This is a genomic window from Paraburkholderia phenoliruptrix (assembly GCF_019511605.1).
Lineage (GTDB): Bacteria > Pseudomonadota > Gammaproteobacteria > Burkholderiales > Burkholderiaceae > Paraburkholderia > Paraburkholderia phenoliruptrix_A.
In genome coordinates this window covers 21,280-45,027 of the sequence record NZ_JAEUAV010000026.1, presented here as the reverse complement: position 1 = coordinate 45,027, position 23,748 = coordinate 21,280, and the positions used below count along the sequence as shown (strand labels likewise).

Annotated in this window: 22 protein-coding genes; 7 read left to right on the top strand and 15 right to left on the bottom strand. The window is 63.1% G+C overall.

Annotated features, from left to right (window positions below; genetic code table 11):
- Positions 1-41: 41 nt before the first annotated feature.
- Both JNB89_RS25370 and manD read right to left on the bottom strand, forming a co-directional pair.
- Positions 42-1,412: an MFS transporter gene (locus JNB89_RS25370; protein WP_220364038.1), complete on the bottom strand. Its 1,371-nt coding sequence runs from the start codon at positions 1,410-1,412 to the stop codon at positions 42-44.
- Positions 1,413-1,462: 50 nt separating this feature from the next.
- Complete coding sequence (gene manD, locus JNB89_RS25365; protein WP_220364037.1) at positions 1,463-2,671, bottom strand: D-mannonate dehydratase ManD; 1,209 nt, start codon at positions 2,669-2,671, stop codon at positions 1,463-1,465.
- Between the two features lie 96 nt (positions 2,672-2,767).
- On the opposite strand from manD, the gene JNB89_RS25360 reads away from it, so the two are divergent.
- Complete coding sequence (locus JNB89_RS25360; RefSeq protein ID WP_220364036.1) at positions 2,768-4,237, top strand: mannitol dehydrogenase family protein; 1,470 nt, start codon at positions 2,768-2,770, stop codon at positions 4,235-4,237.
- A gap of 180 nt (positions 4,238-4,417) precedes the next feature.
- On the opposite strand, the gene JNB89_RS25355 is transcribed toward JNB89_RS25360, so the two are convergent.
- Genes JNB89_RS25355 through JNB89_RS25345 form a run of 3 tightly spaced genes read right to left on the bottom strand, consistent with a single transcriptional unit; the run spans position 4,418 to position 6,392 of the window.
- Positions 4,418-4,915: a TPM domain-containing protein gene (locus JNB89_RS25355; RefSeq protein WP_220364035.1), complete on the bottom strand. Its 498-nt coding sequence runs from the start codon at positions 4,913-4,915 to the stop codon at positions 4,418-4,420.
- Positions 4,916-4,917: 2 nt separating this feature from the next.
- Entirely contained in the window at positions 4,918-5,757 is an 840-nt protein-coding gene (locus JNB89_RS25350; RefSeq protein ID WP_220364066.1) for a TPM domain-containing protein, read from the bottom strand.
- A gap of 14 nt (positions 5,758-5,771) precedes the next feature.
- Positions 5,772-6,392, bottom strand: a complete 621-nt coding sequence (locus JNB89_RS25345) for a LemA family protein (RefSeq protein ID WP_220364034.1) — start codon at positions 6,390-6,392, stop codon at positions 5,772-5,774.
- Between the two features lie 398 nt (positions 6,393-6,790).
- Here JNB89_RS25345 and JNB89_RS25340 point away from each other — a divergent pair, with 398 nt between their 5' ends.
- Both JNB89_RS25340 and JNB89_RS25335 read left to right on the top strand, forming a co-directional pair.
- The gene (locus JNB89_RS25340; RefSeq protein ID WP_220364033.1) at positions 6,791-7,063 is read left to right on the top strand and encodes a DUF2933 domain-containing protein; all 273 of its coding nucleotides are present in this window, start codon (positions 6,791-6,793) and stop codon (positions 7,061-7,063) included.
- A complete protein-coding gene (locus JNB89_RS25335; RefSeq protein WP_220364032.1) occupies positions 7,047-7,703 on the top strand; it encodes a methyltransferase family protein in 657 nt (218 codons plus the stop codon). Before JNB89_RS25340 ends, JNB89_RS25335 begins: the two co-directional genes overlap by 17 nt.
- A 21-nt stretch (positions 7,704-7,724) precedes the next feature.
- On the opposite strand, the gene JNB89_RS31260 is transcribed toward JNB89_RS25335, so the two are convergent.
- Positions 7,725-7,850 carry a hypothetical protein gene (locus tag JNB89_RS31260; protein ID WP_262928138.1) on the bottom strand — a complete coding sequence of 42 codons (126 nt, stop codon included), beginning with the start codon at positions 7,848-7,850 and terminating at the stop codon, positions 7,725-7,727.
- On the opposite strand from JNB89_RS31260, the gene JNB89_RS25330 reads away from it, so the two are divergent.
- On the top strand, positions 7,806-10,127 hold the full coding sequence (locus JNB89_RS25330) for a heavy metal translocating P-type ATPase (RefSeq protein ID WP_431026604.1): 2,322 nt from the start codon (positions 7,806-7,808) through the stop codon (positions 10,125-10,127). The two genes, JNB89_RS31260 and JNB89_RS25330, sit on opposite strands and share 45 nt — an antisense overlap.
- Before the next feature lie 140 nt (positions 10,128-10,267).
- Here JNB89_RS25330 and JNB89_RS25325 read toward each other — a convergent pair whose 3' ends face one another.
- The 5 genes from JNB89_RS25325 to JNB89_RS25305 all read right to left on the bottom strand — a co-directional run bounded on the left by JNB89_RS25325 (position 10,268) and on the right by JNB89_RS25305 (position 15,203).
- Positions 10,268-11,623: an LLM class flavin-dependent oxidoreductase gene (locus JNB89_RS25325; protein WP_220364030.1), complete on the bottom strand. Its 1,356-nt coding sequence runs from the start codon at positions 11,621-11,623 to the stop codon at positions 10,268-10,270.
- A gap of 24 nt (positions 11,624-11,647) precedes the next feature.
- Positions 11,648-13,015 (bottom strand): LLM class flavin-dependent oxidoreductase, encoded by a 1,368-nt coding sequence (locus JNB89_RS25320; protein WP_220364029.1) that lies wholly within the window; start codon positions 13,013-13,015, stop codon positions 11,648-11,650.
- A gap of 20 nt (positions 13,016-13,035) precedes the next feature.
- Positions 13,036-13,380: a DUF3088 domain-containing protein gene (locus tag JNB89_RS25315; RefSeq protein WP_135893467.1), complete on the bottom strand. Its 345-nt coding sequence runs from the start codon at positions 13,378-13,380 to the stop codon at positions 13,036-13,038.
- 63 nt (positions 13,381-13,443) lie between these two features.
- Positions 13,444-15,033 (bottom strand): ABC transporter substrate-binding protein, encoded by a 1,590-nt coding sequence (locus tag JNB89_RS25310; RefSeq protein ID WP_220364028.1) that lies wholly within the window; start codon positions 15,031-15,033, stop codon positions 13,444-13,446.
- A complete protein-coding gene (locus JNB89_RS25305; RefSeq protein WP_220364069.1) occupies positions 15,030-15,203 on the bottom strand; it encodes a hypothetical protein in 174 nt (57 codons plus the stop codon). The genes JNB89_RS25310 and JNB89_RS25305 overlap by 4 nt, the downstream gene beginning before the upstream one ends.
- 363 nt (positions 15,204-15,566) lie before the next feature.
- Here JNB89_RS25305 and JNB89_RS25300 point away from each other — a divergent pair, with 363 nt between their 5' ends.
- From JNB89_RS25300 to JNB89_RS25290, 3 genes are all read left to right on the top strand, one after another.
- Positions 15,567-16,775 (top strand): LLM class flavin-dependent oxidoreductase, encoded by a 1,209-nt coding sequence (locus JNB89_RS25300; protein WP_431026602.1) that lies wholly within the window; start codon positions 15,567-15,569, stop codon positions 16,773-16,775.
- A gap of 150 nt (positions 16,776-16,925) precedes the next feature.
- On the top strand, positions 16,926-17,117 hold the full coding sequence (locus JNB89_RS25295; RefSeq protein ID WP_220364068.1) for a hypothetical protein: 192 nt from the start codon (positions 16,926-16,928) through the stop codon (positions 17,115-17,117).
- Positions 17,118-17,146: 29 nt separating this feature from the next.
- Positions 17,147-18,016, top strand: coding sequence for a MetQ/NlpA family ABC transporter substrate-binding protein (locus JNB89_RS25290; RefSeq protein ID WP_220364026.1), 870 nt, complete (start codon positions 17,147-17,149; stop codon positions 18,014-18,016).
- Between the two features lie 35 nt (positions 18,017-18,051).
- Here the strand turns inward: JNB89_RS25290 and JNB89_RS25285 are convergent, their stop codons facing one another.
- Genes JNB89_RS25285 through JNB89_RS25270 form a run of 4 tightly spaced genes read right to left on the bottom strand, consistent with a single transcriptional unit; the run spans position 18,052 to position 23,412 of the window.
- Positions 18,052-19,752 (bottom strand): ABC transporter ATP-binding protein, encoded by a 1,701-nt coding sequence (locus tag JNB89_RS25285; RefSeq protein ID WP_220364025.1) that lies wholly within the window; start codon positions 19,750-19,752, stop codon positions 18,052-18,054.
- Positions 19,753-19,799: 47 nt separating this feature from the next.
- Complete coding sequence (locus JNB89_RS25280) at positions 19,800-20,780, bottom strand: ABC transporter permease (protein ID WP_220364024.1); 981 nt, start codon at positions 20,778-20,780, stop codon at positions 19,800-19,802.
- 32 nt (positions 20,781-20,812) lie between these two features.
- A complete protein-coding gene (locus JNB89_RS25275) occupies positions 20,813-21,793 on the bottom strand; it encodes an ABC transporter permease (RefSeq protein WP_220364023.1) in 981 nt (326 codons plus the stop codon).
- Positions 21,794-21,804: 11 nt separating this feature from the next.
- A complete protein-coding gene (locus JNB89_RS25270) occupies positions 21,805-23,412 on the bottom strand; it encodes an ABC transporter substrate-binding protein (protein ID WP_220364022.1) in 1,608 nt (535 codons plus the stop codon).
- Positions 23,413-23,748 lie beyond the last annotated feature (336 nt).

Sequence of the window (23,748 nt, the reverse complement as noted above, 5' to 3'; positions counted from 1 at the left end):
TGCGTGCGTACTTGCACGCATATTGGCGCAGTTCGCCGTGCCTACTGGCGCGCAGCGAAAGCGGTAGCGGTCAGTGCTTCGTGCGATGCCGGCTCGTGCCGCGTCGTGCCCCAGTCGTGAAGATCACCGCCGCGCCGCGCGGGGGCCGTCTCCGGGAGAAGAAACATGCACACGGCAGAAATGACGCCGAGCAAGACGACATAGATAATTAAACCGATCGAGTTTCCGTGCGTCGCCTGGATCAGCTTGACCGCGACGAGCCCCAGCACGCCGCTGCCGATCAGCGATCCGATCTGCCAGATGAGCGCTATGCCGCTGCATCGAACGCGCGCTGGGAAGAGTTCGGGAAACAGCGACGCCTGAGGTGCATAGCAGAGCCTGTGGCCCACGGAAATCGCGAGAATCATCGCCGCCTGAATTGCGATGCGGTTGCCGCTGTCGATCGCATGAAAGACCGGCACGACGAGCAGCACTTGCAGCACTGCGCCCGCGATGAAAGTCGTGCGCCGGCCAATGCGGTCCGATAACGCGCCTGCCAGCGGAATCGCGATCAACTCGAGCAGGACTGCGACGATGATCGTCTGCAAAAGCAAACTCTCGCTGATGTTATGCGCGCGGCCATAGGCGAGAACGATCATCGTGTACATCGCGAACGTGCACGCCTCGATCAACTTCGCGCCGACGCCTTTCGCGATCGTCGGGCCGAATTGCCTGACCACTTCGACCACTGGCCGCGACTCGACGGCCTTCGTCTCGCGGATGGTGGCGAAGATCGGCGATTCTTCCGTGCGAAGCCGGATATACAGGCCGACCACGACCAGTACGATGCTGCCGAGAAACGGCAAGCGCCAGCCCCAGTCAAGCAGTTGCTCATGTGTGAGAGTCGCGCTCAGCAGCGCGAAGAGGCCCGATGGAATCAGAAAACCAGCCGGCGCGCCAAGCTGCACGAGACTTGCAAAGAAGCCGCGTTCGCTAGGCGGCGCATATTCCGCCGTCAGCAACACTGCGCCCGCCTGCTCGCCGCCCACGCCAAAGCCTTGCAGCACGCGAATCAGAATGAGCGACGCAGGCGCCCAGACGCCTATCTGCGAATAGTCCGGCAACAGACCGATGGCAAACGTCCCCAGCCCAACAATAAGAATCGTAACGATCAGTGCCTTCTTGCGTCCGATACGATCGCCGAAATGCCCGAACACGATGCCGCCGAGCGGTCGCGCCACGAAGCCCACCGCATAGGTCGCGAATGCCGCGAGCGTGCCGATCAGCGGATCGCCCGACGGAAAGAATTTTGCGCCGAACACGAGCACGGCGGCCGTGCCGTACACGAAGAAGTCGTAGTACTCGGCGGCGGTGCCGATCGTCGATGCCGCGGCGACGCGCCGCAACATCGCACTGGTTTGCCTGTCTGCCATGCCTGTCTCCTCGCCGTCGTTTTATCTGTCGATGCAGCTTGCGAATTGCCTTACCAGTTCCACAGCGTGCCGTCTTCGAGCCGCGCGACGGGCAGATACGCCGGATCGTACGGATAGCGCGCGGCGGCTTCTTCGTCGATATCGACACCGTGCCCCGGCGCCTCGCCGGGGTGCATCATGCCGCGCTCGAAAGTCCACGCATGCGGGAACACGTCGAGCGCCTCCTTCGGGAAACCCATGTATTCCTGCACGCCGAAATTCGGCACCCACAGGTCGAAATGCAGCGCCGCGCCCATGCAGACCGGCGACAGATCAGAAGGTCCGTGACAACCCGTGCGCACTTGATAGAGCGAAGCGAAGTCAGCGATGCGCTTGAGGTGCGTGATGCCGCCCGCGTGCGTCAACGTCGCGCGGATGTAGTCGATCAACTGCTCTTCGATTAGCTGCTTGCAGTCCCAGATGCTGTTGAACACCTCCCCTACTGCGATTGGCGTCACCGTGTGTTCGCGAATGAGACGAAAGCCCGCCTGGTTTTCCGCAGGCGTCGGGTCCTCCATCCAGAAGAGTCGATACGGTTCGACCGATTTGCCGAGGCGTGCCGCTTCGATCGGCGTGAGGCGGTGATGCACGTCATGCAGCAGATGCGTGTCAAAGCCAAACTTGCCTCGCACTGCTTCAAATAGCTTCGGCACGAAATCCAGATACTTTTCCGTCGACCAGCTTTGTTCTTCGACAGCGCCTTTCGTGGCCGGCTCATATGTGCCGTTGCCCTTCGAAACGCCGTAGACCGATCGCATGTTCGGCACGCCGCACTGAATGCGGATCGCCTTGTAACCCTGCTCGATATGTTCTCCGTAGCGATCCAGCGCTTCGGGAATGTCGCGGCCTGTTGCGTGCCCATAGACCATCACGCTTTCTCGCGACGCGCCGCCGAGCAACCTGTATAGCGGCAGATTCGCTACCTTGCCGAGGATGTCCCACAAGGCCATGTCGACAGCCGCGATCGCCGTCATCGTGACCGGGCCGCGGCGCCAGTACGCGCCTTTGTAGAGGAATTGCCAGATGTCTTCGATGCGCCCCGGATCGCGCCCAATCAGTAGCGGACACACGTGGTCCTTCAGATACGAGGCTACCGCGAGTTCGCGGCCGTTCAGCGTGGCGTCGCCAATACCGTGAACGCCCTCGTCGGTCACCACTTTCAGCGTGACGAAGTTGCGGCCCGGACACGTGACGATCACATCGGCACGGACAATCTTCATGGGGGAATTCCTTCAGTCGCATTCGGTTGAACCGATGCTACCATACAAGTATATTCAATCGTCAACGACGGGTTTCCCGCATCCAGGACCTGAAACATGACCACGCGCCCTTTGCTCCGCCGCAGTGCCCTCGCCTCCTTGAGCAACCACCTACTGCAGCCGGCGTGGCGCGATCCGCGCATCGGCATCGTTCATCTTGGGATCGGTAATTTTCATCGCGCACATGAGGCGGTTTATACAGAAGAAGCGATGCTCAGCGCGGGCGGCGACTGGGGCATTTGCGGCGTGACGTTGCAGGGCGACGTCGCCAAGCGCGATGCGTTGATGGCGCAGGACGGCTTGTATAGCGTGGTCGAACGCGGTCCAGACGGCCTGCGTGTCACCGTCATTCGCGCGCTGAAGGAAGTGCTCGCTATGCCGCATGACCGCGCGCGCCTTTTCGAACTGTTCGCCGACGCGAATGTGCGGATCGTCTCGCTCACCGTCACAGAAAAGGGCTACTGCCGCGACATGCGAACGGGCGATGTGGATATGAATCACGCCGGTGTCGCTTACGACCTGGCAAATCCGGACGATGCGTCGACGGTACCGGGCATTCTCACCGCCGCGTTAAAACAGCGGCGCGACGCCGGCACGCCGCCGTTCACCGTCCTATCGTGCGATAACCTCTCGCACAACGGCGCGGCGTTGAAGCAGGCAGTCGTGTCGTTCGCGCGCGCGGTCGATGCTGAGCTCGCCGCGTGGATCGACACCCATGTCGCTTTCCCTTCAACGATGGTGGACCGCATCGTGCCGTCCACGACCGATGACGATCGGGAAGCGGCACACGCGGCGTTGAACGCCGACGATGCGGTGCCTGTGCCATGTGAGCCGTTCCGCCAATGGGTAATCGAGGACCGCTTCCCGACAGGACGTCCGGCATGGGAGCGAGTAGGCGCACAACTCGTCGGCGACGTCATGCCGTTCGAGCTCGCAAAGCTGCGCATGCTGAACGGAACACACTCGACCATTGCCTACCTTTCGATGCTGGCAGGATTTTCAACGATCGATGAAGCCATCGCCCATCCGCCTCTGAAAGCGTTTATTCACGCGATGATGACCGACGAAATCGCGCCGACGCTCGACATGCCGTCCTCCTTTGACGTGCTCGCTTACCGCGATGCGTTGCTCGAACGCTATGCGAACACCGCGCTCAAGCATCGCACGGCGCAGATCGCGATGGACGGCAGCCAGAAGATTCCGCCACGGTTGCTCGCAACTATCGAGGGGCGCCTGAGCGCGGGACAATCGATCAGGAGGCTGACGCTAGCCGTGGCGGCGTGGCTGGCGTTTCTGCGCGGCCACGCCGATGACGGCACGCCTTACGACATCATCGATCCGTTGGCTGCGCGGCTGACTTCCGATGTTCCTGCCGACCCGGCGCAACTTGTCCAGAGAATGCTTGCTATCGAGGAAGTGTTCCCGCCAACGCTGACGAACCATGAGTCGTTAAGGCGGCAACTCGTTGAGGCCGTCGAACTCATTCAGCAAGGCGCATTGCGAGCGATTGAACTCCAGCGCGGCTAACGGGGAACCACATGGCCGCGATTTCCGCGTGAAGTGTCGGATGAGCGACTGATGAGTCCTTCGTTCGGAAAGGTCATCGTAGCGTCGATCTTCGCCGGGGTAGACAACGCGTATCGGACGAGTCCAGACCTTCGCCCCCGTGACCTCGTCGAGCGCCACCGGATAGGGATCCAGACGACGTCACAACACCGTCGGCGAACTCGGCAGCTCGTCCCCCTGAAAGCGGGTAGCAGGAAAGTGTCGCGCCAGGAGCTCTGTCACCGTCCGCACACCTCCGACAGCACCGGCTTCGAATCGGCCTCGCCTGAACTCGCTTTCCATCTCCTGGCAGATCTTCTCCCACTCGCACGCGCTGACTCTCGCATGAATGCCCCGGTCCGCCACGATCTCCACGTCGCGGTCGGCCAGCAGTAGATAGATGAGGACGCCGTTGTTGTGCTCCGTGTCCCAGACCCGTAGGTCCGAAAATACCTCTATCGCCCGTTCTCGCGCGGACTTGCCTCGCAGCAAGGCGGCGCTGTGCAGCGCGCCCTCGACGGCGAACCGCACCTGGCCGACGTGGCTCTGATGGCTTTCACGAACCGCCTGCGCGATTGCAAGAAGTGACCGTCGCGGGAAAGCGGCATTCAGACGCCAGCGGGTCATGAAAAGGTGTCTGACGAGTCGTGCGAGGTCCATGGCTACCACCTGCCTGACGCGCCGCCGCCACCGAAACCGCCCCCGCCGCCGCGGAAGATGTCGCGATTCGAGCCGCTGCCGAATCCGCCGGACCGGCCCCCGATAAACCGCCCACCCACGTACGCGCCCATTCCGCTACCCAGCAGCGTGAAGACGAGCGCGATTGCGCCGGCAACCACGGCGACCAGAATCGCACCGGACAGCAGCCACGCCAATACACCAATCGCGCCACCCGTCACGACCGCTCCAGCAAATCTGCCAAGTATCGAGCGCAGCACACCGCCGGCTACCACGGTCAGCACGAACAGCACGGGCAGCAGTTGCCCGACGCCGCGATGTTCGTCGCGCCGCTCCCGGGCAGCCGGCAAAGGCTCGCCGTTGACAACACGCATGATGCTGTCCACGCCCGCAGTAATGCCGCCATAGAAGTCGCCCTGCCTGAACCTGGGAACAATCGTCTCGTTGATGATGCGGTTGCTCGTTGCGTCGTTGAGCGCGCCCTCGAGGCCATATCCAACCTCGATGCGAAGTGAGCGGTCGTTCTTCGCGACAATCAGCAGCACGCCATCGTCGACGCTCTTGCGCCCGAGTTTCCATTGCTCGACAACGCGCATCGAATATTGCTCGATGGTTTCGGGCTGGGTCGTGGGAACGATGAGAACCGAGATCTGACTGCCCTTTTGCGCCTCGAAGGCCTTTAGACGCTGCTCAAGATTGGCTCGTTGCTCGGCAGTGAGCGTGCCTGTTTCGTCGGTGACGCGCGCAGTCAGCTCCGGCACTGGTGCATCGGCGGCGGCGCCCGTTCCGACTAACGTGAGCGCCGCCGCTATTACTACGATCATAGCGCGAAGAATGTTCAATTGGCGGCTCCGCTCGCGGCTACCGAAGGCGCGGCAAAATCCACGCGGGGCGGCTTCGCCAGTTCGGCTTCGTTAGTGACGGAGAAGTTTGGCCTCTCCTGGTAGCCGAGGACCTTCGCGGTCAGATTGTTCGGAAACGACCTGACCAAGACGTTGTAGTCCTGCACGGCCCGGATATAGCGATTTCGGGCAACGGCAATCCGGTTCTCCGTTCCCTCAAGCTGTGCTTGCAGGTCCCTGAAGTTCGCGTCGGACTTCAGCTGAGGATAGTTTTCGGAGACCACCAGCAGCCTCGATAACGACGAGGTGAGCTGTCCCTGAGCCGCCTCGAACCGGGCAAACGCCTGCGGGTCCGCCAGCAGCTCGGGCGTTGCGCGTATGGAGCCGACCTGAGCACGGGCTTCAGTGACGCGCGTCAGGACGTCCTGTTCCTGCTTTGCGTATGCCTTCACCGTGGCCACAAGGTTGGGCACGAGATCGGCACGCCGCTGATACTGGTTCAGCACCTCCGACCAGCTTGCCTTCACCTGCTCGTCCTGTGCCTGGATGCTGTTGTAGCCACACCCGGACAGGGCGGCCACGAGGGTCATCATCATTGAAACCAGTAATGCCCGCATCTCTATTCTCCGCGTCAGGATCACAACTCGTACATCTGCGCTCGTCGCTGATCTGCAGTGGCGTGAGCGTCCGGAAAAACTGAAAGGATTCCTGATAAACAGTACGCCACGCTGAGCCCGCCCGCTTGACTCATGTCAATCGCGCGCCGCGACGCCGGAGTTCACGGCTCAGATCACCGGTTTTGACGAAGCTCAACACCTTGAGTTAAGTCAAGACTATCGGTCGTTGCGAAAATAGACTGGTATTGCATTCGTTGCACAACACACGCTCAGAGGAAACGTATGACTTTTATCAAGCGATCGGTATGGCTGGCCTTGCTGGCCATTTCAATCGCCAGATGGTCAGCGTTTTCCGAGCAATCGTCGCACCACCGACCACCGGCGCAAGGAGCACTGCAATGAACGACATCCCCCAAGGCTCACGCCCGTTCTGGAAATCGCGCCCGGCCATCGTGTTTGTCGGGTTTGGCAGTATCGCCCTCTTCCTGCTTCTGTCCGAACATCGCGCACACTTTCTCGGGGTCCTGCCGTACCTGCTGCTGCTTTCGTGCCCATGGATGCACGTGTTCATGCATCGCGGACATCACGGACATCGCGGCCACGGCAGCCACATGCACGCACAGCACGCCGAGCGGAACGAACGAGGAGACAGCCATGAACGGGACAGGTAGCGGATACGGGCTGTGGGGCCTTGTAATCGTCAACTCACTCGTCTTCATCATCTTTGCGTTCAGCTTTTTCAAGCCGGCGACAAAGCGCGACTGGCGAACCTTCGGCGGATTTTCTGCGTTCGTCGTTGCGCTGTTCGCGGAGATGTATGGCTTTCCTCTGACCATCTTTCTGCTGTCGGGATGGCTGCAAACCCGTTTTCCGCAGGCCGACCTGTTGGCACACGACTCAGGGCATCTATGGTGGATGATGACGGGCCAACGCGGAAATCCTCACTTCGGCCTCCCGCACCTGGTGAGCTTCGCCCTGTTATTCGGCGGCTTCGCTCTATTGTCGAGCGCGTGGCACGTTCTGTATGACGCGCAGCGTAAGAACCGGCTCGCGACGACGGGGCCCTACGCGAAGATCCGGCACCCGCAATACGTCGCCTTCGTCGTTATCATGTTCGGGTTTCTGCTTCAATGGCCCACTCTCATTACACTGCTCATGTTCCCGATACTTGTGTTCATGTACGTAAGACTCGCGAAGTACGAAGAGCGCGAATCGGAACAACGGTTTGGTCAAGCGTGGCTCGATTACGCGGCGCGCACGCCTCGCTTCATACCGAAGCTCCCGGGTAATCACCGGCTGCGCGCCCACTGAAAACCGGCAGGCGATGCAATGTCAGAGTCCGAGGTTCACCTTCACAATGCCGGCGGCGACGCACACCGGCACAACGCCGTCCGACACGACGCGACCGAGGTCGTGGACCCGGTATGCGGGATGACCATCACGACGGACTCCAGGCATCGGTATTCTCATCGAAACAGGACGTTCTACTTCTGTAGCAGCAAGTGTCTGGAATCTTTCCGCAGTACACCGGACAAGTACATAGGCATGGTCGCGAACGCCGCTACCGCGCCTGCTCCCACAGGAGTCGTCTACACGTGCCCGATGCATCCGCAGATACGGGCTTCCGCTCCCGGCGCCTGCCCTATCTGCGGTATGGCTCTGGAGCCTCTCGCACCGCTCGCGGAAGAAGGCCCCAACGCCGAACTGGAGTCGATGACGCGACGCTTCTGGGTCGCGCTCGTGCTGTCCGTTCCACTACTTTTCATGACCATGGGGCGCATGGTGCTGCCCTTCGACCTGGACGCGCAACTGGAGCGCCTGTTCGCTGCTTGGCCGCTGCCTCACTGGATGCGCGCGTCGTGGTCGCAATGCGTGCAGTTGGTGCTTGCATCGCCCGTCGTGCTGTGGGCGGGATGGCCGTTTCTCGAGCGCGGGTGGAAATCCTTCGTGACCTGGCAGTTGAACATGTTCAGCCTGATTGGCCTGGGTGTTGCTGCCGCTTACGGGTTCAGTGTGTTCGCGCTGTTCTTTCCCGAGGCGCTGCCCGAGGCGTTCGGCAGCGGTCATGAGCTGCCGCTATATTTCGAGGCCGCAGCTGTCATCGTGGCGCTTGTGCTGCTGGGTCAGGTGCTGGAGCTGCGCGCGCGCACGCGCACGTCCAGCGCCATTCGCGATTTGCTGCATCTTGCGCCTCACACGGCGGTACGCGTCAGACCGGACGGCACGGAAGAGACCGTGCCGCTGGAAGACGTTGTGGCCGGCGAAACCCTTCGGGTCAAACCGGGTTCGAAGGTACCGGTCGACGGCGTTGTCCTCGAGGGCACGTCGAGCGTCGACGAATCGATGATTACGGGCGAATCGATTCCAGCCGAAAAAATCGCGGGCAGCAAGGTAACTGGCGCGACGGTCAATCAGACGGGAACGTTCCTGATGCGAGCCGAGAAAATCGGCTCAGACACGCTGCTCGCGAGAATCGTACAGATGGTGGCAGAGGCCGGGCGCACGCGTGCGCCTATCCAGAAGCTCGCCGACCAGGTCGCGGGCTGGTTCGTGCTTGCCGTCATCGGTATTGCGGCTGCTTCCTTCGTCATCTGGGCAGTGGTGGGCCCGGCGCCTGCTCTCGCGAATGCATTGGTGGTCGCGATCAGCGTTCTCATCATCGCCTGTCCGTGTGCTCTTGGACTTGCTACACCGGTGTCCATCATTGTCGGCGTCGGCCGGGGCGCCAAAGAAGGCGTGCTCATCAAGGACGCGGAAGCGCTTGAACTGATGGAAAAAGTCGATACGGTGGTGGTCGACAAAACCGGTACGCTCACGGAGGGCAAGCCACGCGTGCAGACGGTGGTCGCGCTGCACGGTCAACCGGAATCCGTTGTACTCAGCCATGCGGCCAGTCTGGAGGGCGCGAGCGAACATCCTCTCGCCCAGGCCATTATCACGCGCGCCAAAGAATTGGCCGTCGCGACGAGCCCAGTCGATTCGTTCGATTCGATTCCTGGCAAAGGTGTGACGGGAAAAATCGCTGGTCACGTAGTGGCACTCGGTAATGCACGGCTGATGAACGACGCGGCTGTCGACTGCTCGTCGGTCGCGGTCGACTCGGACAAGCTGCGCGAGGCCGGGCAGACGGTCATGTATCTCGCGATAGACGGCGAACTAGCCGGCTACGTCGGTGTCGCAGACCCCGTGAAGGAAACAACGCCCGACGCGGTCCGTCAGTTGAGAGCGTCCGGCATCAAAATCATTATGCTGACCGGCGACAACGCGGTCACGGCGAACGCGGTCGCGAAGGCTTTGACGCTCGATGGCGTCAAAGCCGGCGTTCTCCCCGAGGACAAGTACCGGCACGTCCAGGAACTTCAGCAACGGGGGCACGTGGTTGCGATGGCTGGGGACGGCGTGAACGACGCACCGGCCCTCGCGCAGGCCAACGTCGGCATTGCGATGGGAACGGGAACTGACGTGGCCATGAACAGCGCGCGCGTGGTGCTGGTGAAAGGCGACTTGCGCGGCATTGCCCGGGCACAGGCATTGAGCGTCGCCACGATGAAGAATATCCGGCAGAACCTTTTCTTCGCGTTCGCCTACAACGCCGTGGGAATTCCGGTCGCGGCCGGTGTGCTCTACCCATGGCTCGGCGTTGTACTAAGCCCGATTATCGCGAGTGCGGCGATGGCATTGAGTTCGGTTTCCGTCATCGGCAATGCTCTACGGCTGAGAACGGTGCGCACGTGAGATGCAGTCGTAAACGATATTCTTTCGGGCGCATGGCGACGCTCGCGCCTCGCCAGAACACTCGACGATCCGGCATTCGTTGTCGCGCGACTGAAAAAGGCGCAGCAGATAGTCGCCTCGTGCTGACGTGAAAGTGAGCGTCAGGCCGCTGCAGTTTCCCGCTGATACCGCGAAACGGGCCGCCGCAAACCGAGATTCTCGCGCAACGTGCGCCCCTCGTATTCGGTGCGAAAAAGCCCTCTGCGTTGCAACTGCGGCAGCACCAGTCTGATAAAGTCGTCGAGGCCCTCGGGCAGCAACGCCGGCATCACGTTGTAGCCGTCCGCGCCGTAGTTGACGAAGCGCTCCTCCAGCGCATCGGCAATCTGCGCGGGCGTGCCGATCAGTTGCCAATGCCCGCGCGCGCCTGCGACCCGCAGATACAGTTCGCGGATGGTCAGCTTCTCGCGCCGCGCGAGCTCCAGCGTCAGCGACTGCCGGCTCCTGCTCGCGTTGGTCTCGGGCAACTCGGGAATCGGACCGTCCAGCGGAAAGCCGGACAGATCGAAGCCGCCCGTGAGCCCGGAGACGAGCGAAAGCCCGACTGCTGGATCGATCAGCGCCTGCAACGCGCCGAATTTGTCGTGCGCCTCCTGCTCCGTGCTGCCGACAATCGGCATGACGCCCGGCATGATTTTCAGGTCGTCGGGCTCGCGTCCGTACTGCGCGAGGCGCCCCTTCACGTCCGAGTAGAACGCGACCGCATCTTCCAGCCTCTGCTGCGCGGTAAAAACGACTTCGGCGGTACGCGCGGCGAGCGCCTTGCCCGCCTCCGACGAACCCGCCTGCACGACGACCGGTCTGCCTTGCGGCGAGCGCTCCACATTCAGCGGACCGCGCACCTTGAAAAACTCGCCGCGATGCTCGAGCACATGGCGCTTTGCCGGATCGAAGTAGCGCCCGCCTGCCTTGTCGCGCACGAAGGCGCCTTCGTCCCAGCTGTCCCACAGGCCCTCGACCACCTCCGCGAATTCGACCGCGCGCTCGTAGCGCCGCGCATGCGCAAGGTGTTCGTCGAAGCCGAAGTTTTTGGCCTCGTGGGCATTCGACGAAGTGACGAGATTCCAGCCGGCTCGCCCGCCGCTGATGTGATCAAGCGACGCGAATTTGCGTGCGATGTGATACGGCTCGTTAAACGTCGTCGACGCAGTCCCGACGAGACCGATATGTTCGGTGACGGCGGCCAGCGCCGACAGCAAGGTGAGCGGCTCGAACTGCGCCACGTAGCTGTGCGCGGTGCGGCTCAGAAAGTCCACGTTGTCGCCCCGCGTGCCCGAGCCGTCCGCGAGAAACACCAGGTCGAACTTCGCGGCCTCGGCGCTCTGCGCAAGCCTTACGTAGTGGCGAAAATCGCGGCCCGCCTCTGCGTGGGCGGCCGGATGACGCCACGCGGCGATGTGGTGCCCGGTTGGATAGAGAAACGCGCCGAGGTGAAGATGTCCTGTACGTTGGCTCATGATGGGTGCAATATGGTTGCGGTTTCAACGAATGCGCGCCGCGCTCACGCGCGCTCGCCAACGCTGCGGATTGACCGGACGCGCAAGGCCCAGGTGGTCGCGCAGAGTCGTGCCCTCGTAGTCGGTGCGGAAAATCCCGCGCTTTTGCAGTATCGGCACCACGCCTTCGACGAAATCGCGCAGGCCGTGAGGCAGTGCGTCGGGCATCAGGTTGAAACCGTCGGCCGCCTCGCCATCGAACCAGTGCTGGATATCGTCCGCAATCTGCTCCGGTGTGCCTACCACTACACGGTGCCCTGTGCCGCCCGCCAGCGCGCGTATCAGCTCGCGCACCGTATGGCCGTGACGACGCGCCTGCGCGAGCGTCGCATGGAAGAACGTATGGTTGCCGTTGCCGCCGCCGGGCAACGCGAGATCGTCGGGCAAACGCGCGTCCAGTGCTAGCCGCTCGACCTCCACGCCGAGCGTGCCGGCGAGCCGCCTCAGGCTATAGTCCCACGGGATCTGTTCGACGAGTTCGTCGCGCCGGCGCAGCGCCTCGCGCTCTGTCGCGCCGATGATGGTGGTCAGTCCCGCGAGCACCTTGACGCCCGCGCGCCCGTATGCGGCCGCGCGCTGATTCAGCTCGCGCCGGTATGCGGCCGATTCCTCGAACGATTGCGACGCCGAAAACACCGCCTCGGCGTGGCGCGCCGCAAGCTCGCGACCGTCAGGCGAGCCGCCCGCCTGCACGACCACGGGATGACCTTGCGGCGGGCGCGGCAGGTTCAATGCGCCCTGCACGTCGAAATGCCGGCCGCGATGTTCGATGGGATGCACCTTGGCGACGTCGACGAAACGGCCCTGTGCCTTGTTGCCGACGAACGCGTCGTCTGCCCAGCTGTCCCATAGCGCCTTCACGACCTCGGTGAATTCGGCGGCGCGCTCATAGCGCTCTGCGTGATCCGGCACCGCGGCGCGACCGAAGTTGCGCGCCGACGGCAGATCGGCGGTCGTCACGACGTTCCAGCCTGCGCGTCCTCTGCTCACGTGATCGAGCGTCGCAAAACGACGTGCGATGTTGTACGGCTCGTTGTAGCTCGTCGACGCGGTGCCGATCACGCCGATATGCGTGGTTGCCGCCGCGATGCTTGCGAGCACAACGGTCGGCTCGAGCGCCGTGATCGGGCGGAAATCGATCTGATCGACAATTGCGGCGTTATCGGCGAGAAAGACCGCATCGAGCTTTCCAGCCTCGGCTATGCGCGCGACGTTCACGTAGTGGTCGACGTCGACGAAGGCGAGTGGATCGGCTTCGTCGAGCCGCCATGCGGACGGCACGAACCCCGAGTGCAGAATGTTGACGTTCAGATGCAGACGGCGCGCAACAGCGCGTGAAGGCGGGCGATTCATCAGCGGCTCCTGTGGGTCGCTCAATGAACTTTTGGAAAGCCGTGCCGCTCGGCAAGCAGATCCAGAATGCGCCGCGGGTTCGTGACGAAGCGCCGCTCGCCGAGCGTTTGCGCATCGGCAGGAGCGGGCTGCGCGTCGCCGAGCACGAGCACAGGCAGGCCCTGATGCGCTTCGTCCAGCACCTCGATCACCGCCTTGCGCGGGCGCTCGAACGGCACGCGCAGCACGTCGAGTCGCGCGACGCGCGCAGGGTCGCTCGCAAGCAGGCCTTCTATCGGCGCGCCGTCCGGGCAGATGAAACGCTCGCCGGGATGTTGCGGGTCGGTGAATGCGGGTTCCAGCAGGATCAGAAGATCGCGGCTCATTTCGTCATTTCCTGTTTGATTCAGTGGCGCTCAGCGAGCGTGGGAAAGCGGCGCTCGTGCACTTCAGCGCTCGATATACAAGTCGGCGAAATTGCCGCGTATGCCCTCGCCGCCCGGCGCATAGTTCTTCACCTTCTTCGACGAGATCGTGATGTTCGGATTCGCGCCGAACTCGATGGACGGAATATCGTCGTGCACGATCTGCTGGAACTGCAGAAAGAGCTGGCGGCGTTGCTTGTCGTCGGTCGCGACAGAAGCGGCCTCGAGCAGACGGTCGACCTCGGGGTTCGAATAGTGCGCCGCGTTCGAGAACGGCAGACCGATCCTGAAGTTCTTCGACCAGAACACCCGCTGCACGCCCACGGTCGGGTCGAACGTGTTGGACAGCGCTTCGAGCGTAATGTCGAACCCGCGATCGGTGTAGGCCTTCTTCACGTAGGTGGCGAAGTCGTAACTTTCAATCTCGCCGTCGATCCCGATGCGCGCGAGCGACTGGCGCACGAAGTCTGCCGCACGCGGGTCCTGGAACGGATTGAAGAGCAGCCGCAGTCTGAAGCGTTTGCCGTCCGCGCCGCGCCTGTAACCCGCAGCGTCCAGCGCGGCGTTCGCCTGTGCGACGTCGTACGGAAAGTAATGGATGTCCGCGTTGTGATACTTCGCGTTGGCGGTGCCTATCGCGGCCGCCGACACCTGACCGTAGCCGTACCAGACAACCCGGTTCAGCGCATAGACGTCGAGCGCCTGCGAGATCGCCTTGCGCACCGTTTTGTCTTTCAGAACCGGCGTGTCGAGATTGAATATCAACTGCTGATGGTTGCTGTTGTATGCCCAGTTAGTTGTATCCACATTGAAGTTGGGCAACGCGCCGAAGCGCTTCACGTCCGACAGCGGGATAGCCTGGTCGCCCAGGTTGGCGGCGCCCGATTCAAGTGCGGCGGCACGCGCCGCACCGTCCGGCAAAAAGCGTACGACGATCTTGTCGATGTACGGTTTTGGCTTGTCCCAATAGTCCGGGTTGCGTTCGAGCACGATGTTGCTGCCGTGCGCGAAGGACCTGAACACGAACGGACCGGTACCGACAGGTGCGCTGTTGTACGGATTCGCCGCGACGTCGGTGCCTTCGTAGAGGTGTTTCGGAATGATCGGCGACTCGGTGCCTGCGAGCGCGGTGAGCAGAAACGGCGCGGGACGCGAAAGCTCGATAATCGCGGTGTACGGGTCCGGCGTCTTCACGTCGGTTACGTTGGCAAACGTGCTGCGCCCACGCGGATGCACCTGCTTCAGCGTCAGGATCGAAAACGCCACGTCGGGGGATGTGAAGGGCTTGCCGTCATGCCACTTCACCCCATGACGCAGATTGAAGCGGTATTGCAGACCGTCTGCGCTGACCACCCATGACGTTGCGAGCAAGGGCTTCGGGTTCAGGTTCGCGTCGTAGGTCAGAAGACCTTCCACTATTTTCGGGCCGATTTCGGCATTGCCGCCGGCGGTCGTGGTGAGCGGAACAATGGAAGCGGGCTCCGGCGTGACGAGCCAGGTGAGCGTTCCGCCGTGCTCCGGCGCCGCATGAACGCCCGCAGCCGCAATGGCAAGCCATGTGCTCGCCAGCAGCGCGGCAAGCCTCGCTGCGTGTGCCCCATGAGTCGATTTCATTGTTGTCCTTGATCGTTGCGCGCGGCTTCGCGTTTGGCAAGCCAGGCGGCGCGCTTCTGCACCAGATATTCGTTGAGCGTGGTCATGTGCAAGTCGTCGGATTGATCGACGGAGCGGATGAGTCCAATACGCTGCACAGCATAGCCAGCCGCCGCGCGTGAGCGAACCAAGCGATTCTGCTTTGCTTACGCCGCTGCGTCATTTCCAGAGCAGCGTTGCGGCCCGCAAATAAGGATAGAAATTATTGTTCGTTGTCCGACATGACGCTATGCCGGTAAGTTTTCCGGGCTTGCGGCGCACTCTCCTGAATGCGACGCAGGACCCTGAACTTTGTCTATCGCAACGTCGGATATGTCCGCCAGAACCGTTTTTTCGCGCCTTCGGTGCGCATTCCTGAATCGTTGCGGCAGCGCCGGCTGCGCTCACGACTGCCGATCATGGTTCGACCGTGACCCGCGCGATGTTCGCCCGACCACCACGTTAGAACATTGAGCGACCGACCAGAGGCCATCACCCGAGCCATGACCGAAGCCATGACCGAAGCCACTCCTGCTATTCACCGCGAGGCGTCAGCACAGTCGCCCGATGCAACGCCTTTCGTGCCGGTGCCCACGCCTGCCGGGTTCCCCGCCAGTCCGGTCGCGCGCGCGCTCCAGCAGCCTCTGCTGCTCGGGCTCTTCCTGCCGATTCAGGCCGGCGGTTGGAGCGCGTCCACGCTGCCGCGCACGACCGACTGGAACTTCGACTACAACCTCGCACTCGTGCAGAAAGCGGAAAGCCTCGGCTTCGACCTGGTGTTCGCGCTTTCGCAGTGGCTGCCGAAGGGCGGCTACGGTGGCGTGTTCAACGGCGAGGCGCTCGACTCCTTCATGTCGCTCGCTGCAATGACCGCGTGCACCGAAAGAATCATTCTTGTCGCGACGAGCCATGTGCTCTACGGACCGTGGCATCCGCTGCACTTCGCGAAGTTTTCGGCCACGCTCGATCACATTTCGAAAGGCCGCTGGGGCATCAATGTCGTGACAGGGCATCGCGCTATCGAACATGAGATGTTCGGCTGGCATCGCATCGAACACGACCGCCGCTATGAACTGGCGGGCGAGTTTCTCGACGCCGTCCAGCAGTTGTGGGCGCAACGGGAGAACTTCAGTTTCGCGCCGCTGCTCTCCAGCTGGAAGCTCAACAAGGCTTTCGTCACGCCGAAGCCGCAATTCGGCCGCCCGCTGCTGGTTAACGCAACCGGCTCGGACGCAGGAATCGAATTCGCTGCGCGTTATTCGGACGTGGTGTTCATCACGAGTCCCGCCGGTCCGGAAATAGAAGCCGCGCTTGCCGCGTTGCCCGCGCATACGGCGCGTGTGAAAGCGGCTGCCGCAAAGTACGGCCGCAAGATACGCACGCTCATCAACCCCATGGTGATCTGCCGCGAAACGGCGGCCGAAGCACTGGCCTATCGCGACGCGATCGTCGCGCATGGCGACGAGGGAAGCTTTCATCGCTTCGATAGCGACGCCCACGCGTGGCGAGGTAACGCCGAGCAACGCAATCAGGCGGCCGCGCGCGCGGTGGGCGGCAACATTTCGATTGTCGGCTCGCCCCAGCAGATTGCCGATTACATCGTGCGGCTTCATCGAGCCGGAGTGGACGGTGTGCAGTTGAGCTTTTTCGATTTCCAGCCGGACCTCGAGTTTTTCGGCGCACGCGTGCTGCCCTTGTTGCGCGAAGCCGGCCTGCGCGCCTAGTCGCGACCACGTTCTCGCGCCGTCCGCCTAGTCCCATCCCGATGCCGATGCCGATGCCGATGGTGAAACACATGAGCCGACTCTGGCACACCCGCAGCCCCGCAACGTAAAAATAGCTTCGTACTCCAATCTTGCTGAAACTGAACTCACATGGAATGCAGACAACTCGGCCGCAGCGGCATCAAGGCCTCGACTCTGACGCTCGGCGCGATGATGTTCGGCGGCCCGACGACCGGGCATCCGTCCACGCCGGGTTTTATCGACCTGGGGCATCCGTTCTTCAGACGCCTCGTACGCTCGACCCCAGCGCAGCACGACGAGACCCCGCTGCAACAGCGTTAGCCTCCTCCACTCTTTTGAACGCCACCGCCATGATGAAATCCATCCCTCCTACTCCCGTGCGCCTGCGGCTCGCGCGTGCAGCGCTCGTCGCGCTCGTGCTTGCCGGCTTGAGCAGCGCGCCCGCTCTCGATGCCACGGCCGCAGACAACAACGCCGCGGCGCGCGAACTGCGGGTAGGTTTCGTTCCGGGGCCCTACGCCGAAGAATTCAAGGCCGGGGTCGAGCCGCAACTGCGCAGGAAAGGCTACACCGTCCGATACGTCGAGTTCAGCACCGGTCTCGAAGCAAACCAGGCGGTCTATCGCGGGGACATCGTCGCCGACGTGATGCAGCACGAGGTCTACCTGAAGTCTTACAACGACCGCAATGGCACCGACCTCGTCGGCGTGGTGCAGGTGCCGACGCCGCCGATGGGGCTGTACTCGACGCGCCACCGCTCGCTTGCGGAAGTGAAGCCGGGCTCCCGCGTCGCGGTGCCGAACGATCCCGTCAATCTCGAACGCGCGCTCAAGATCCTGCAGCGAATCGGCTGGATCAAGATCAGGCCGAACCCCAATCCGGTCGACGTGACCGAGCACGACGTGATCGCCAATCCGGCCGGTATCAAGATCGTTCCGCTCGAATCGGCGCAGGCGCCCCGCGCACTCGAGGATGTCGATTACGCGGCGATCCAGGGCAACTTTGCGATTTTCAGCGGCCACAAGCTGACCGATGCGCTTGCGCTCGAACAGATGACGCCGCCTTACATCAACCAGGTCGTGGTCAAAGCCGCGAACCGCGATGCCAGGCAGACGCGGGACATCGTCGAGGCCTATCGGTCAGCCGAGTTTCAACGGGCGATACGCGGCAATCATTTCTACGACGGCTTCCGCTTGCCGGCGTATTTCGGCAACGAGTAAGGCCTCTGTCGAAAACGGCGCGCGAAGCGGCCGCTTCACGCCGCTTGCGCGTTCCCGAAGGTACGGCCCGGAATAGCGTCGAGCAACGTGCGCGTGTAGGGATGCTGCGGCGCGCGCCAGATATCGCGGTGATCGCCGCTTTCGACGATCCGTCCGGCCTGCATCACGTGCACGCGGTCGGCGATATAGCGCACCACAGAGAGATCGTGCGAGATGAAAAGATAAGCCAGCCCGAGGTCGCGTTTCAGGTCGACAAGAAGGTTCAGGATTTGCGCCTGAATCGATACGTCGAGCGCCGACACCGGTTCGTCGCAGATCAGCAGATCGGGCTCCAGCACGAGTGCGCGCGCAATGCCGATGCGCTGGCGCTGTCCGCCGGAGAACTCGTGCGGATAGCGGCCCAGTGCGCTGGCCGGCAAGCCCACTCGGTCGAGCATCGCGGCAATCCGCGCGCGGCGCTGTTGTGCGGTGCCGATCCGGTTGACTACCAGTACGGTATCGAGTATTTCGGCCACCGTGCGGCGCGGATTGAGCGACGCATACGGGTCCTGAAACACCATTTGCACGTGTCGCCGCAACGGCCGCAGCTCGCGTTCGCCGAGGGGGGCGAGGTCGGTGCCGCGCAGACGAATCTCGCCCGCGGCTGCGGGAACGAGTCGCACAATCGCTTTGGACAACGAAGACTTGCCGCAACCCGACTCGCCGACGAGACCCACGGTTTCGCCCCGCGCGATGGAAAACGAGACGCCGGCCACCGCCGGCAAGGCGGCGTGGCCGCGCCGCCGCGGGTATTCCACCCGGAGGTCGCGCACTTCGAGCAGCGGTGCCCCCAAGCCGCCATCGGACGGCGCCGCACGTGGCTCGGCGGGCACCGAGCGCGGCACCACCGTGAACGAGGGCTTGCCGTCCTCGCCGCGACCATGGCGGATTTCCGGCAGTTTCCAGCCGCGATAGTGCAGATCCTCCGCGAGGTTCAGCGACGCGCCGAGCAGCCCCCGCGTATAAGCATGCTGCGGTTGCGTGAAGAGCCGGGCGACCGGCGCGTCCTCGACCTTCTCGCCGGCCAGCATGACCGCAACGCGGTCCGCATGCTGCGCGACCACGCCGAGATCATGCGTGATGAGCAGCAAGGACATCGCCAGTTCGCGCCGCAAGCCGTCGAGCAGTTCGAGAATATGCGCCTGGATGGTCACGTCGAGCGCGGTAGTCGGCTCGTCGGCAATCAGCAGACGCGGACGGCAAGCCACGGCCATCGCGATCATCACGCGCTGACGCTGGCCGCCCGACAATTCGTGGGGATAGTCGAACACGCGCCGTTGCGGCTCTGGAATCTGCACGAGTTCGAGCAGTTCGACCGCGCGCCGCCATGCCGCCTGTTTCGACAGACGCTCGTGACGACGCAACGTCTCGACAATCTGCGCGCCCACTGCAAGCACCGGATTGAGCGATGTCATCGGCTCCTGAAAGATCATCGACATATGCTGCCCGCGCATTTCGCGCACTTGCCGCGGCGTCAGATCCAGCAGCTCCCGCCCGTCGAAGCGCACACTTCCGCTCACGCGTCCCGGCGCGGCGACAAGACGCATGAGCGCGAGAGCCGTCGCAGACTTACCGCAGCCCGATTCGCCGACGAGCGCGAGGGTCTCGCCTTGCGCGATATCGAAACTCAGTCCGCGCACCGCCTGGTGCGCGCCGAAACTCACGCGCAGATCGCGTACTTCGAGCAGATTGGCCACCGTGGTTTCCTCGCTTGGTTGCTTGCAGCGCAGGTTGCGCGCTCAGGTCAGGCTCGTTCGCGCAGGCGCGGGTTGAGGGCGTCGTTCAGGCCGTCGCCGAGAAGGTTCAGCGCAAGCACGGCCAGCACGATCGCCGCGCCGGGCACGGCGGTCAGATACCAGGCCGTGCGCAGAGAATCGCGCCCTGCCCCGATCATCGCGCCCCAGCTCACCACGTTGGGATCGCCCATGCCGAGGAACGACAGCGACGATTCGATCAGGATCGCGCTCGCCACCATCACCGACGCAGTGACGATAACCGGCGGCAATGCGTTCGGCAGGATCTCGCCGAAAATGATGCGCGCGTTGCCGAAGCCCAGACTGCGCGCTGCCTGCACGAAGTCGGACTGGCGCAGGCTGCGGAACTCCGCGCGCACGATGCGCGCGACCGTGGGCCACGACGCGATGCCGATGGCCAGCGCAATCGTGGTCACGCTGGGATGACCAATGGCGACGATCACGATCACGAGCAGGAAAGCCGGCACCGTCTGGAAAAGTTCGGTGATCCGCACGAGCACGTCGTCGACCACGCCGCCGAAATAGCCGCCCACTGCGCCGACCAGTGTGCCGATCACGAGACCGATGCAGGCCGCGCTCGCGCCGATCAGCAGGGACACGCGCGCACCGTGCGCGATGCCCGCCGCAACGTCGCGTCCCAACGAGTCGGTGCCGAGCCGGTATTGCGCATCGGTGCCGGGCCATTCGAACGGCGTCGCCACCATGTCGAGCGGATCTCCGGGGAACAGGTGCCCCGCGGCAAGCGCGAGCGCGATGAAGGCTGCGAGCAGCACCAGCCCGGCCACGGCAGACGGATTGCGCAGCAACGTGCGCCACGCGCCGCGTCCGGCGAGGCGCGCTGAAGCATCGGCCGCGGCACGCGCGGTGCTGTTGCGGCGTGCGCCGAACAGCGTGCTGCCCAACTGGCGCCGCCACGCGGACGTGCGCGGCTCACGGGGCGGCGAAATCAGATTCGAAGAGTCGGAAGCCATGTCATTCTCTTTGAAGAAACCTGCACGAACACTCAGCCAATGCGCGGATCGAGCCACGCCTGCAGCAGATCGACCAGCAGATTCGCAAGGATCACCAGCATCGACGACAGCAACAGTACGCCGAGCAGTACGCTGAAGTCGCGCGCCATCACCGCGTCGAGTGCGAGCCGGCCGAGCCCTGGCCAGCTGAACACCGTTTCGGTAACGGCCGCGCCGCCGAGAAGCGTGCCGAAGTGAATGCCGACGATGGTCGTGAACGGAATCAGCGCATTGCGCAGCACGTGACGCACCGTGACCTGCAACGGATGCAGGCCTTTTGCCTGCGCGGTGCGCACGAAGTCCTGGCGCTGCACCTCCAGCATCGCCGCACGCGTGAGCCGTGCGTAGATCGCCACAAAAAAGGTCGACAGTGTGGCGGCCGGCAGCAGCACATGTCTGAATGCGTCGGCGAAATACGCGAAGCCGTGCAGTTGCACGCCGAGCGTGACATTGCCGCCGCTTGGCAGCCAGCCGAGGTGCACCGAAAACAGCACGATTGCGAGCAGGCCGATCCAGAAGCCCGGCGTCGAATAGAACAGCAGCGCGAGCACGGAAAACACCCGGTCGGGCCACTTGCCGGCCCAATGCGCCATCACCGCGCCCAGCACGACACCCAGCACGATCGCGAACGACAGCGCGGTGCCCATCAGCAGCAACGTATTGGGCAGGCGCGACAAGATCAGTTGCATGACCGGCATGTCGTAACGCGGCGAATAGCCGAGGCTGAAGTGCGACAGGTGCACGAGGTAGGACCAAAGCTGGTGCAGCACCGGCTGATCGAGACCGAACTTCGCGCGCAGCACCTGCATGGTCTCCACCGTGGCGGAGCCCGCTTCGCCGGCAAGCACGTCGGCCGCATCGCCGGGCATCAGCTTGAGCAGCAGGAAGTTCAGTACCACGATGCCGAGCACCGTGGGCAGCGCCTGCCAGGCCGTGCGCCGCGCGATCGCGGCAAATCGCAAACCTCGGCTCATGGTTCTCTCCGTTACGCGCTCAGATAGACATCCGCCAGATTGCCTTCGAGGCCTTGCGCAGACACCGTGTGATTGTTCACCCGCCGGTTCGCGAGCGTGACCATGCGCGGTGCGACGAGATTGAGAATCGGCAGATCGCGATAGACGATCTGCTGGAACTGCTGATACAACGCCACGCGCCTGTTCTCGTCGGTTTCGATAGCGGCGCTCTCGAGCAGCCGGTCGACCTCTGCGTTGCTGTAATGCGGCGCGTTGGAAAACGGCACGCCGGGACGAATGTTGCGTGACCAGTAAAGGCGCTGCACGCCGACGCCCGGATCGAACAGCGTATTCACGCCGATGCTCGTGAAGTCGAACTGGCGGTCGGCGTACACGCGCTTCAGAAACGCGGGCAAGTCCTGCGAGCGGACCGTTACGTCGATGCCCACGCGTGCCAGCGCAGACTTCACATACTCGGCCTGGCGGCGGTACATGTCGCCGTAGGGCAGAAAGTCGTGCGTGAGATTCATACGCACGCCGCCCGCTTTGCGCGGATAACCCGCTGCGTCCAGCAGCTGTTCGGCCGTGGCAAGGTCGAACGCATACGGTGCGAGCTTCGCGTCGTGGTACGGCGAGGCCGGTGTGATTGGAGTCGGCGACAGCTCCGCATAGCCATACGCGACCGTGCGCAACACCACCTGAGGGTTGATCGCATGCGCGATTGCCTGACGCACCCGCAGGTCATTCAGGATCGGATGCTGGAGATTGAAATCGATCTCCGCGAGCGGCTCCAGAAAGCGGTAGCCGCGCGTTTCGACGGCCAGTTGCGGCAATTGCGTGAGGCGCGGCAGATCTGTCAGCGGTACGGGATTTTCCCCGCCCAGATCGAGTGCGCCGGTTTCGAACGCGGCCGAGCGCGCGGCGGCGTCCGGAATCACTTTCAACACCAGAGTGTCGATATACGGCTTGCCGTTATCCCAGTAGTCCGGATTGCGCTCATAGACTATATTCGCACCGCGCGTCCACGACTTGAAGCGAAACGGGCCAGTGCCGATGGGTGCATTGTTATGCGGGTTGCCAAGCGGATCGCCCGACGCGTACAGGTGCTTCGGCACGATGGGCGATTCGCCCGCTGACAGCGCCTTCGGCAGATACGGCGCCGGTTTGGACAACTCGATGATTGCGGTGTGCGCGTCGGGCGTCGACACTCGCGTGACGTTGGCGAAGGTGCTGCGCCCGCGCGGGTGAATCGACTTCAGAAGCTCGATCGAGAACGCCACGTCGGCCGATGTGAAGGGCTGCCCGTCGTGCCATCTGACGTTGCGGCGCAACGTGAAGCTGTACTTCAGGCCATCGGGACTGACCGTCCACGCGGTCGCCAGTTGCGGCTTCGGCCGCATATCGAAGTCATAGGCAAGGAGCCCTTCGAGCACTTTCGAACTGGCGACCAGTGCGGGGCCCGTGGTCTGAAAGATCGACACCAGTACCGGCGGCTCCGGGTTGATCAACATGTTCAGTGTGCCGCCGCGGCGCGCTACGGAAGCCCCGGCAGCCTGCGCAAAAGTCCGGGCCGGAAGCCCGGCAGCCGCGAGCGCGGCAGTCGAGGAAAGCAGGAAGGTGCGGCGGTTGAGCCCGGCCATTGCGTACATCCTTGTATTCGTGCATCGGCCGTTTCAGTCGGCCTGTTAAGAAGAGGTCGAGCGCGCAATGCCGCTCGCGCAGCGCCTACGATAAAGGCGCAGTCGCGCTAAATGAACCAATGGTTCGGCATATGTAAAGCACGGTGCAGATAAAGGCACTTCGCGCGAACGACACGCACCGTGCGTGCATGCGCGTGATGTTGCAGGCACACGGCAGAGCGCTTTCGGGGGCATCAAGCATCTGTTCTGATACACGTTGCCCGCTTCAGGCAAGTACGCTGCCGCCCTGCTGCGGATCGGGCTGATCCGGCGCGGCAGGCACGGCCGGCGTTGCGT

Coding starts and splice junctions, on each gene's coding strand:
- JNB89_RS25370 (WP_220364038.1), bottom strand. CDS start 1,412: ATGGCAGACAGGCAAACCAGTGCGATGTTGCGGCGCGTCGCCGCGGCA.
- manD (WP_220364037.1), bottom strand. CDS start 2,671: ATGAAGATTGTCCGTGCCGATGTGATCGTCACGTGTCCGGGCCGCAAC.
- JNB89_RS25360 (WP_220364036.1), top strand. CDS start 2,768: ATGACCACGCGCCCTTTGCTCCGCCGCAGTGCCCTCGCCTCCTTGAGC.
- JNB89_RS25355 (WP_220364035.1), bottom strand. CDS start 4,915: ATGGACCTCGCACGACTCGTCAGACACCTTTTCATGACCCGCTGGCGT.
- JNB89_RS25350 (WP_220364066.1), bottom strand. CDS start 5,757: ATGATCGTAGTAATAGCGGCGGCGCTCACGTTAGTCGGAACGGGCGCC.
- JNB89_RS25345 (WP_220364034.1), bottom strand. CDS start 6,392: ATGCGGGCATTACTGGTTTCAATGATGATGACCCTCGTGGCCGCCCTG.
- JNB89_RS25340 (WP_220364033.1), top strand. CDS start 6,791: ATGAACGACATCCCCCAAGGCTCACGCCCGTTCTGGAAATCGCGCCCG.
- JNB89_RS25335 (WP_220364032.1), top strand. CDS start 7,047: ATGAACGGGACAGGTAGCGGATACGGGCTGTGGGGCCTTGTAATCGTC.
- JNB89_RS31260 (WP_262928138.1), bottom strand. CDS start 7,850: ATGCCTGGAGTCCGTCGTGATGGTCATCCCGCATACCGGGTCCACGAC.
- JNB89_RS25325 (WP_220364030.1), bottom strand. CDS start 11,623: ATGAGCCAACGTACAGGACATCTTCACCTCGGCGCGTTTCTCTATCCA.
- JNB89_RS25320 (WP_220364029.1), bottom strand. CDS start 13,015: ATGAATCGCCCGCCTTCACGCGCTGTTGCGCGCCGTCTGCATCTGAAC.
- JNB89_RS25315 (WP_135893467.1), bottom strand. CDS start 13,380: ATGAGCCGCGATCTTCTGATCCTGCTGGAACCCGCATTCACCGACCCG.
- JNB89_RS25310 (WP_220364028.1), bottom strand. CDS start 15,033: ATGAAATCGACTCATGGGGCACACGCAGCGAGGCTTGCCGCGCTGCTG.
- JNB89_RS25300 (WP_431026602.1), top strand. CDS start 15,567: ATGACCGAAGCCACTCCTGCTATTCACCGCGAGGCGTCAGCACAGTCG.
- JNB89_RS25295 (WP_220364068.1), top strand. CDS start 16,926: ATGGAATGCAGACAACTCGGCCGCAGCGGCATCAAGGCCTCGACTCTG.
- JNB89_RS25290 (WP_220364026.1), top strand. CDS start 17,147: ATGATGAAATCCATCCCTCCTACTCCCGTGCGCCTGCGGCTCGCGCGT.
- JNB89_RS25280 (WP_220364024.1), bottom strand. CDS start 20,780: ATGGCTTCCGACTCTTCGAATCTGATTTCGCCGCCCCGTGAGCCGCGC.
- JNB89_RS25275 (WP_220364023.1), bottom strand. CDS start 21,793: ATGAGCCGAGGTTTGCGATTTGCCGCGATCGCGCGGCGCACGGCCTGG.
- JNB89_RS25270 (WP_220364022.1), bottom strand. CDS start 23,412: ATGGCCGGGCTCAACCGCCGCACCTTCCTGCTTTCCTCGACTGCCGCG.